7 protein-coding genes are annotated in these 8,513 nt (G+C 59.5%); 1 reads left to right on the plus strand and 6 read right to left on the minus strand.

Annotation, left to right across the window (positions count from 1 at the left end; genetic code table 11):
* Nucleotides 1-31 precede the first annotated feature (31 nt).
* The 5 genes from AB4Z25_RS28035 to AB4Z25_RS28055 form a co-directional block, all read right to left on the minus strand.
* Nucleotides 32-1,549 carry a sugar ABC transporter ATP-binding protein gene (locus AB4Z25_RS28035; RefSeq protein ID WP_112538839.1) on the minus strand — a complete coding sequence of 506 codons (1,518 nt, stop codon included), beginning with the start codon at nucleotides 1,547-1,549 and terminating at the stop codon, nucleotides 32-34.
* A complete protein-coding gene (locus AB4Z25_RS28040) occupies nucleotides 1,546-2,553 on the minus strand; it encodes an ABC transporter permease (protein ID WP_162698751.1) in 1,008 nt (335 codons plus the stop codon). Before AB4Z25_RS28040 ends, AB4Z25_RS28035 begins: the two co-directional genes overlap by 4 nt.
* A gap of 34 nt (nucleotides 2,554-2,587) precedes the next feature.
* On the minus strand, nucleotides 2,588-3,694 hold the full coding sequence (locus AB4Z25_RS28045) for a sugar ABC transporter substrate-binding protein (protein WP_442210324.1): 1,107 nt from the start codon (nucleotides 3,692-3,694) through the stop codon (nucleotides 2,588-2,590).
* A 54-nt stretch (nucleotides 3,695-3,748) separates the two neighbouring features.
* Complete coding sequence (locus AB4Z25_RS28050; RefSeq protein ID WP_112538837.1) at nucleotides 3,749-4,810, minus strand: 2-dehydropantoate 2-reductase N-terminal domain-containing protein; 1,062 nt, start codon at nucleotides 4,808-4,810, stop codon at nucleotides 3,749-3,751.
* 76 nt (nucleotides 4,811-4,886) lie between these two features.
* Nucleotides 4,887-5,921: a 2-dehydropantoate 2-reductase N-terminal domain-containing protein gene (locus AB4Z25_RS28055; RefSeq protein WP_112538836.1), complete on the minus strand. Its 1,035-nt coding sequence runs from the start codon at nucleotides 5,919-5,921 to the stop codon at nucleotides 4,887-4,889.
* Between the two features lie 427 nt (nucleotides 5,922-6,348).
* On the opposite strand from AB4Z25_RS28055, the gene AB4Z25_RS28060 reads away from it, so the two are divergent.
* Nucleotides 6,349-7,443, plus strand: a complete 1,095-nt coding sequence (locus AB4Z25_RS28060) for a LacI family DNA-binding transcriptional regulator (RefSeq protein ID WP_162698750.1) — start codon at nucleotides 6,349-6,351, stop codon at nucleotides 7,441-7,443.
* Nucleotides 7,444-7,473: 30 nt separating this feature from the next.
* Here the strand turns inward: AB4Z25_RS28060 and AB4Z25_RS28065 are convergent, their stop codons facing one another.
* A complete protein-coding gene (locus tag AB4Z25_RS28065) occupies nucleotides 7,474-8,247 on the minus strand; it encodes an SDR family oxidoreductase (protein WP_162698749.1) in 774 nt (257 codons plus the stop codon).
* Between the last annotated feature and the right edge of the window lie 266 nt (nucleotides 8,248-8,513).

The raw sequence follows: 8,513 nt of genomic DNA on the forward strand, positions 1-8,513 counted from the left end.
TACGAGGCCACGTAGTCCGGTCCGTTACCTGTCAGACCATGGCCGCAACGACTTCTTCCTCTTTCGGCAACTCCCCGCTGGCGAGGTCGAAATGCGCGGTGATCTCACCATCCCGCATGACCAGGATGCGGTCAGAGAGTTCAAGCAGTTCCGAGATCGTGTCGCCGACAAAGACGATCGAAAGCCCCTTCTCCGCCTGTTGCCGGATAACGGCGAACAGATCATCACGGGCGCCGGGATCAAGTCCACGGCTTGGGTGGTCGAGAAAGAGCACTTTCAGCCTTTTCGCCAACAGCCACTTTGCCAACACCGTCTTCTGCTGATTGCCGCCACTCAGGCTCGATATCGGCGCATAGGGTGTGTGCATCTTCACCTTGAGACGCTGCATCCATTCGAGGGCAGCTGGCCTCTCGCTGTTCCGCCTCAGGATCAGCGAGCGCCAGCCATAGTCGAGGCCGAAGGTCAGAGCGGCATTTTCGAACAGCGACCGGCTGGGCAACATGCCCTCAGCCCGGCGATCGGCCGGCAGATATCCGATACCCTCGCGCACCGCATTTCGCGGACTGCCTGGGGTTACCGCCCTGCCCTCGATCGCGATCTTTCCGGAATCGATCTTTTCAGCGCCGAAGACGGCGCGGCACATTTCCTCGGCGCCGGAGCCAAGTACTCCCGCAATACCCAGGATTTCGCCACGGCGAAGTTCGAAATCGACATTGCGGAAGTGCTGGCCACTCTTCAGCCGCTCGATCTTCAGAACCGGCTTGGCGTCGGATACCGCTGGCTTCCGCTCGGACCGCACGCTGGTCACCCTCTGACGCCCGACCATCAGCTCGTAAAGCTCATTGCGATCGACGGAATGGCTGTCACGTTCGGCAACCTTGCGGCCGTCGGTCATCACGACGATCCGGTCGCTGATCTCGAGGACCTCTTCAAGACGATGCGACACGAAGACGATCGTCGCGTTCCCGCGCAACCTGTTTATCTGCTTGAAGAGCAGCTTGATTTCATCAGGCGTGAGAACCGAAGTCGGCTCATCGAACAGAATGATCGGCGGGCGATCGACAAGTTCCTCGATGGCGAGAACCTTGGCGAGCTCGACCTGCTGGCGTTCGGCGAACCTCAGGTCCTCGACGAGAGCCTTCACCGGGAGCTCGACCGAAATCTTGCGCAGTTGCTCCTGGGCCGCCCTGTTCAGCGCACCCCATCTGTAGAGCCCGTTCTTCTTGGCCGGGTGCGGCTTGTCGAGGAAGATATTCTCCGCAACGGTCAGGTTCGGAATGAGCGACTGCTCCTGGTGGACCATGCCGATGCCGAAGCTGCCGGCGGTCGCCGCCGAGTCGAGAATAATCGGCTTGCCATCGAGAATGACCTGGCCTTCATCGGGCATTGCCAAGCCCGCGAGGATTTTAAGCAGAGTGGACTTGCCAGAGCCATTCTGGCCGATCAACCCGAGCACCTGGCCTGCCGGAATTTCGAGATCGATCCCTTCGAGCGCGACGACGCTGCCATAGGTCTTGCGAACACCTTTGAGAACAAGCGAGCCTGTCATTTTACGACCCTCAGTTTGCGGCGGCGATGCCAGCCACCGGCTGCGACGGCAATCACGATCACCGCTCCGCTGATGATGTGACGAGTATAAGGGCCGGCGCCGATCTGGATCAGGCCGTTGTTCAGGACTTCGAGGATGAGCGCGCCCAGCGCAGACTGCACCGCGCCACCCCGGCCACCGGTCAGAACGGTTCCGCCGAGAACAGCAGCGCTGATCGCAGGAAACAACAGGCCACTGCCGATATTTGCATTGCCGGTGCTCAGCTGCGCCGAGAGCAGCACTCCGCCCATCCCGGCGAGTACGCCACAGATCGAAAATGCCGCGATCTTGACCCAGCGAACCCGCAGGCCTGATGCGACCAGCAAGCCTTCGTCGCCGCCGACCGCATAGATCATGCGGCCAAGCCGGGTGTAATTCAGGATGAGCTGGCTGGCGATGATGACGGCCAGTGCGACATAGACGATCAGGCTGAGATCGAAAATGCGGACACGCGCCAGGTTCAGGATCAGCGGATCGTTGATCTGCGGCACGCGCTCGGGGAAGAGAACCGCGGCAATGCCGAGCCCGACAAACCACGTTCCAAGCGTGACGATCAGCGACGGCATTTTCAACACGGCGTTCAACAGCGCATTGAAAAGGCCGAAGCCGAGGCCGACCGCCAGGGCCACCAGCAATCCGGCAATACCATAGTCATTGCCGTTGACGGTGTTGGCGACGAGCAGCGCCACGATCATGCTCGTCGTCGCCATGTTTCCTTCCAGCGACAGGTCGATGGACCCCATGATGACGACGAAGCTGATGGCAGCGGCGAGAATTGCGGGAACCGCCGCTGCCTCAATCACGGATTTGAGGTTGTCGATGGTAAGAAAGCTGCCGCTGACCAGCTGGAAGCCCGCCGACAGCACGATCAGTGCTACGATGGGACCTGCAAACTGGGTCCAGGGTAACTTGCTTCTGATGTCGCCAAAAAGCGTCAGCGAGCGACCGACCGTTTTGGAACTCATACTGGTAGCGGCCTCCATCGACCCCTCCTTCCGATTACTTGTTCTCGTTGGCACCTTCGGGAATCTGGCCTGCAGATTCCTTCCAGAAGTCCTTCTTGATCTCGTCGTATGTGTATTTCGGCGCACTCTTCTTGAGCTCGAGATACTTGTCGACGTTATCCTTGGTTACGACGTCCTGCTTGATATAGAAGTCGCGCTGGGCATGCGTCAGCTTTTCCGGGTCGATGTCGCCGATGGCGGCCGCATAGGCCAGAGACATCGAAACCGCACCCTGTAGGACCGGATCGTTCCAGACGGTGGCCAGCATGTCGCCGCTCTTGACCATTTCCAGGCCGATATTCGAGCCGTCGGAACCAGTGACCAGAACCTTGCCGTTCAGGCCCTTTTCCTTCAGGGCTGCAACGGCGCCGCGGCCCATCGCATCATTCGATGCGAAAATGCCCTGCAGCTGGTCACCGTAGCGGGCGAGCCAGGTGCGTGTGATGTTCTGCGCCTTGGTTTCCTGCCAGTCACCGACCTGCGTATCGACGAGTTCAAGGCCGGGGCATTCCTTCAGACCCTTTTTCAGGCCAGCAATGCGCTGGAACGCCGGCGGCGTCGACGGGACGCCCTGGATAGCTGCGATCTTGCCCTTGCCGTTCAGCGCCTTGCACAGCGCCATGACCTGATAGTAGCCCGACATCACGCCATCGAAAGATGTGTGAGCGACCCAATATTTGGAATCCGTATCCCAAGGGTGGATGTCCTCGGGCCGGTTCCAGATCGTCACGACATGAACCTTCGACTTGGCAGACCGGTTCACGACCGCCTTGACGAAGGCGTTGGACGACGGATCGGTCGCCAGCGCGCATTGATTGCAGCCGGCGGAATAGGTCGCGCCAAGCTGCGCCAGCAGCTGGTCGCCCTGGTAGTTGCTCGTCAGCACGACGGGCTCCTTGCCGAGCGACGCACCGATATCCTTTACGCCTTGCAGGTACTCGGACCAGTATTCGGAAGCGGTCTCGTCGATACCGACGATCAGCTTTCCTCCCTTGGCCTCATCGGCGTTCGCCTGCATCGCCGGAAGCGTCATGCTGGCGCAGATTGCCGCTGATGTCACAAGCCACCGCGCGATGTTTCCAAATTTCAAATGCGATTTCATGCCATTCTCCTCCTCAGGTTAAATTGATGTCTCGCCTGCCGCCTGCGCCGGGATTCAACCGCGATCGCTGACGGCCTGGTATGTTTCGATCAAAAGAGCAGAGTTCTCCGGCCGCGCTTCGAGGCGGCCCGCCTCGATGTCGTAGGCGATTTCCATGACCAGCTTGTTGACCGGTGCCTCCTGCCCATGGGCCCGGAGGATATCGACAACGATACCGTTGACCTCTTGGACTTCGGCCCGCCGCCCCTTGCGCCAATCCTGCAACGACGTCGTCAATGTGTCTTCGCGCGAGAAGGTTTTGAGCACCTCCTCGAAGATCTGATCGACATAGCGCTCCGGATGGTTCGTGGTGACCGGCGGCATGCCGATGATCGGGATGATCTTAGCGCCGTCGGCGAGTGCCGCCTGCATTGCCTCGTAACCCGCCGCACGCATGACTTCGAGCATGCCGGGGGCGCGTGCCGCATCGTTGAGCGGCAGGTTGATGATAGCTGATGGAATGAGCTCGGCCGCATTGACCACGAGCTTCATCCACTTGGCGGAACGGATATCCTCCATCACCTCGACGGTGCCGGAATTTCTGAGCAGGTTGGCGACGTCTTCGACACGCTCCTGCGTCTTCGGATCAAGCGCGCCGAGCGCAAACCAGGACTCGTCACGGTCGTTCTGACGGTTGGTGATGCCCGGCACGAACATGTTGGACGCGATCTCGATGACCGCACCGATCGTGCGCTCACGCCCCACCACCGCGGCGATATCCTCATGGGTCATACCGTTCTGCAGGCCGACGATGAGACCATCAGGGGCGAGGCAGGGCTCGATCAGCTGGCACGCCCACTTCGTGTCGTAGGCCTTGACGACGAGGAACACGACGTCGAACGGCTCCTTGATTTCGGCGACTTGGCAGAGATGGAGAGCGGGCACCTTCGCGTTGATGGTGCGCGTCGGCAGATTGACCGTGATGCCGTTTTCACGGATCGCCATGACATGGTCCGGCCACTGCTCGATGAAGGTGACATCGAGCCCTGCCAGCACGAAATCCGCGCCGATGGAAGCGCCCTGCGCACCAGTCCCGAGGAACGCGATCCGGGGGCCACGCGTCTTATCCCAACTCATAAGTCTCTCCTTCTCGTGACGCAGCTTGCGCGCCTTGTTTCAAATTCCATTAGCCGTCACCGTCCCGCCCTGCCGCTCATGCTGCGAATAGCGCGCTGTTCGACGGCTGCGCGACAAGCGCGCCGCGTTCGATCGACCTGGCGAGTTCGACAACCCGCTGATTGACAGGGGCGCTTTGCCCGGCCTTCTCAAGCGTCTTCACGACATGCCCATTGATATCGAGAACCTCGCCGCGCCGGCCCTTGCGCCAGTCCTGGAGAACGGTCGTCAGGGTGTCCGGCATCATGAAAGTCTTCAGGACCTCGTCGAAGATTTCATCGACATAGCGCTCGGGGTCATTGGTCGTCGTCGGCGCCATGCCGAGGATAGGGACGATGCTGGCGCCATCCGCCTGTGCCGCCCGCATCGCTTCGTAGCCCGCCGTCCTCATCACTGCTTCCATGCCGGGGACCTTCACAGCCTCGGCAAAAGGCAGACCCAGGATCGCGGAGGGAACGAGCTGTGCAGCGTTGACGATCAGCTTCATCCACTTTGCAGAGTTGATATCGTCAGACACCTCCACCCGGCCACTCACACGCAGCAACTCGGCGATCATCTCGACACGGTCGCGGTTGATAGGATCGAGCGCACCCAGCGCAAACCACGAGGTGTCGTGATCATTCTGCCGGTTGGTAACGCCCGGGACGAACATGTTCGACGCCATGTCGAAGACTGCGCCAACAGTTCGCTCCGCGTCGACAACCGCGGCGATTGCATGCTGCGTCATGCCATTCTGAATACCGACAACAAGACCATCCTCGGCAAGAACGGGCTCGATCAGCTGGCAGGTCCACGAGGTGTCGTAAGCCTTGACCACCACAAAGATCAGATCGAAGCGCTCGCGGATTTCAGCGACTTGGCAAAGATGCTTGGCGCAAACGTTTGCATGAATAGAACGAGTCTTGAGGTTTACGGTGATACCATGCGCGTTCATGGCTTCGACATGTTCAGGCCACTGTTCGATGAACGTGACATCGAACCCTGCTTCTATGAAATCGGCACCGATCGAGGCGCCTTGGGCGCCCGTTCCGACAAATGCAATTTTCAGATCGCCCTTGGAGGACCAAGCCATCCTGCGCATTCTCCCATTCCGGCACCGCACCGTGCCGCTCCATTCCGACGCTATGAATAAAAGCCGCTAAAATGAGAGTCAAGAGCAAACGTTTGCTCATTTGTTCAAACAAATTTCGCAGATACTGCGTTCCATCCCGATAATTCGTGTGTCTTCAGAATATTAATGGAAAAATAGGAAGGCAACCGATTGCATATTTTCTAAGAGAGTCGATTTCTATCGCCTGTCGCTGCCGTCCTACCGACAGATTAAGCCATCCTTCGGATTGATTTATCAGATAGCTTATCAATCAAAGATTGTCACTTGCTTCTCCCATCGGCAGTGCAACTGTCGGGATGGCGCAAATTCGCGTTTCACGCTGCACCTTGTGCGCAAAGGTTTGATCGAATATTTTCCCGGTTACAGAGGCTATCAACCAGGCATCGTCATGACCGAAAATTCAAAGCCTCCGGGCAGCAAGCGTCCGCGCGCCACGATCGTCGATGTCGCCAAGGGCGCCGGCGTACACGTATCGACGGCTTCACGCGCCCTGAGCCCCGGGGCAGCCCACCGCATATCCAGCAAGGTGGTGCGCAAGATCGAGAAGGTCGCCGAGGAGCTGGGCTATCAGCGCAATACGCTCGCCTCCAGCTTGCGCACCCAGAAGACCGGAACGATCGGCCTCATCGTCCCCAATTTGAGCGATCCGCTGTTTTCTCCGATTATTGCCGCAGTGGAAGAACGCGTCGCCAAGGACGGATACGTCACCTTCGTCGCCAATTCCGATTATAGCGCGGCAAAACTACGCTCGATCGTCGAGCGCATGAGCAGCCAGCTCGTTGCCGGTCTCGTCGTCGCCAGCTTCGAGCTGAACGATCCAGCCGTCGAACTCTGCCTCGAGCTCGGAATTCCAACCGTTGCGGTTCTGCGTGACCCCCGCGACAGCCGCATCTCCTCTGTCTGCATGGACGACGCGACAGGCGTTCAGGCGATGGTCGAGCATGTTCTCGACCTGGGCCACAAGGATATAACCTATGTCACGCCTCCATTGGCGGCCTCCACCGCCCAGAACAGGCTGGCAGGGTTCCATGCGGCGATGCGTCTTGCAAAGGCCGCCGGCTGCCGTTTCGAGGTCGTCGAGGCGCGCGCCTATGATGTCGCCGAAGGCGAGAGGATCATGGCACACATGCTGGCATCAGGATTGACCAGCACCGCCGTGCTCGCGTTCAATGATCTCCTCGCCGTCGGTTGTCTTGCCGCTATGAAGGCGGCTGGGGTTCGCTGTCCGGAGGAGATATCACTGAGCGGCGTCAACAATCTGCCCTTCATGAATATGCTCTCCCCGCCGCTGACAACCCTGCACACGGCAGGTCGCGATCTCGGCTTCGAAAGCGCTGACCTGCTGATGAGCCTGATCAAGAACAACTCGCAGCCGGTCAAGCGGGTCCTGCTGACCCCGCATCCGGTCCTCAGGAACAGTACCGGCCCCGCGCCTGGCGTCTTGCTTTCGAACGGCGGTGGCAAGACGGCGGCCGTGATGTAGACGGCGCTTGCCGGCGCAAGGGCCTGCCCCTCAGGTTAGCCGGCAGCCGCCGTTGACATCCAGGGTCGCGCCGACGAAATAGCTCGCATCGTCGGTCGAAAGGAAATGGATCGCAGAGGCGATTTCCGTCGTCGCCGCCGGCCGACCCATCGGTATCTTGGCCCATTCGATCTCACGCATTGCCTCAGCCGAAATGCCACGCTTTTCGGCTTCGACCGCCAGGGCATTGAAATGCATGGGCGTATCGATATTTCCCGGTGCGACGCAATTCACCCTGATATCAGGGGCGAGTTCGATCGCGACACTTTGCGTCAGCGAGATCAGCGCCGCCTTGGAGGCGCAATACGGACTGAAGAAGGCATGACCTTCCCTCCCCCAATAACTGCCGACATTGACGATCGCCGCATTGCCAGCTGCGCGCATCAAGGGCACGGCCGCACTGATGAACTTCACATTGGCGCGCAAATTGATGTTCTGCACCTTGTCCCAGAGGGACATGTCGATATTCGCGATGCTGACCGCGGGATGATTGATCGCGGCGATCAGTCCGAGGAACCGCAGCGGAATACCCGTCTGCGCGGCCCGCTCGATCACCCGGTCGATCTCCGCATCACGCTCGAGATCCATCTGCACGCCGATGCAGGTCCGTCCAAACTCGGAAGACAGCGCATCCGCGACCGCAGCAACCTCCGCAGCCCGGTCGCACAACAGCAGCGACCAGCCACTCTCAGCAAACCGCCGCGCCGCCGCCCGCCCGACCTCGCCCGACGCTCCAGTGAGAATCGCAAGTTTCGTATCCGCCATAGATTTTTCCTCCCAAGATTTGACGTTGGCGATGGTAGGGAGGAAATCGGAAATGTGAACGAGGAGATTATCCATTCTGGATATCGTATCTGCCTACGGCAGTCATGGGTGGCGGGCCACCTACGAGGGCACGCACGACGTCCACGCTTTGATCCTGGGCCGGGCGCAGACCGGCATCCAGGCGTTCTTCTAGGGAATCGAGTTAAGACGCAAAAGACCTGCTTAACGCGGGTTTTGTCTATTCTGTTTTGTATCCATGAAGATGA

The sequence above is a fragment of the Rhizobium sp. RAF36 genome (assembly GCF_052114105.1).
In the GTDB taxonomy this organism is placed as follows: Bacteria; Pseudomonadota; Alphaproteobacteria; order Rhizobiales; family Rhizobiaceae; genus Rhizobium.

Coding starts and splice junctions, on each gene's coding strand:
- AB4Z25_RS28055 (WP_112538836.1), bottom strand. CDS start 5,921: ATGGCTTGGTCCTCCAAGGGCGATCTGAAAATTGCATTTGTCGGAACG.
- AB4Z25_RS28065 (WP_162698749.1), bottom strand. CDS start 8,247: ATGGCGGATACGAAACTTGCGATTCTCACTGGAGCGTCGGGCGAGGTC.
- AB4Z25_RS28040 (WP_162698751.1), bottom strand. CDS start 2,553: ATGAGTTCCAAAACGGTCGGTCGCTCGCTGACGCTTTTTGGCGACATC.
- AB4Z25_RS28045 (WP_442210324.1), bottom strand. CDS start 3,694: ATGAAATCGCATTTGAAATTTGGAAACATCGCGCGGTGGCTTGTGACA.
- AB4Z25_RS28050 (WP_112538837.1), bottom strand. CDS start 4,810: ATGAGTTGGGATAAGACGCGTGGCCCCCGGATCGCGTTCCTCGGGACT.
- AB4Z25_RS28035 (WP_112538839.1), bottom strand. CDS start 1,549: ATGACAGGCTCGCTTGTTCTCAAAGGTGTTCGCAAGACCTATGGCAGC.
- AB4Z25_RS28060 (WP_162698750.1), top strand. CDS start 6,349: ATGACCGAAAATTCAAAGCCTCCGGGCAGCAAGCGTCCGCGCGCCACG.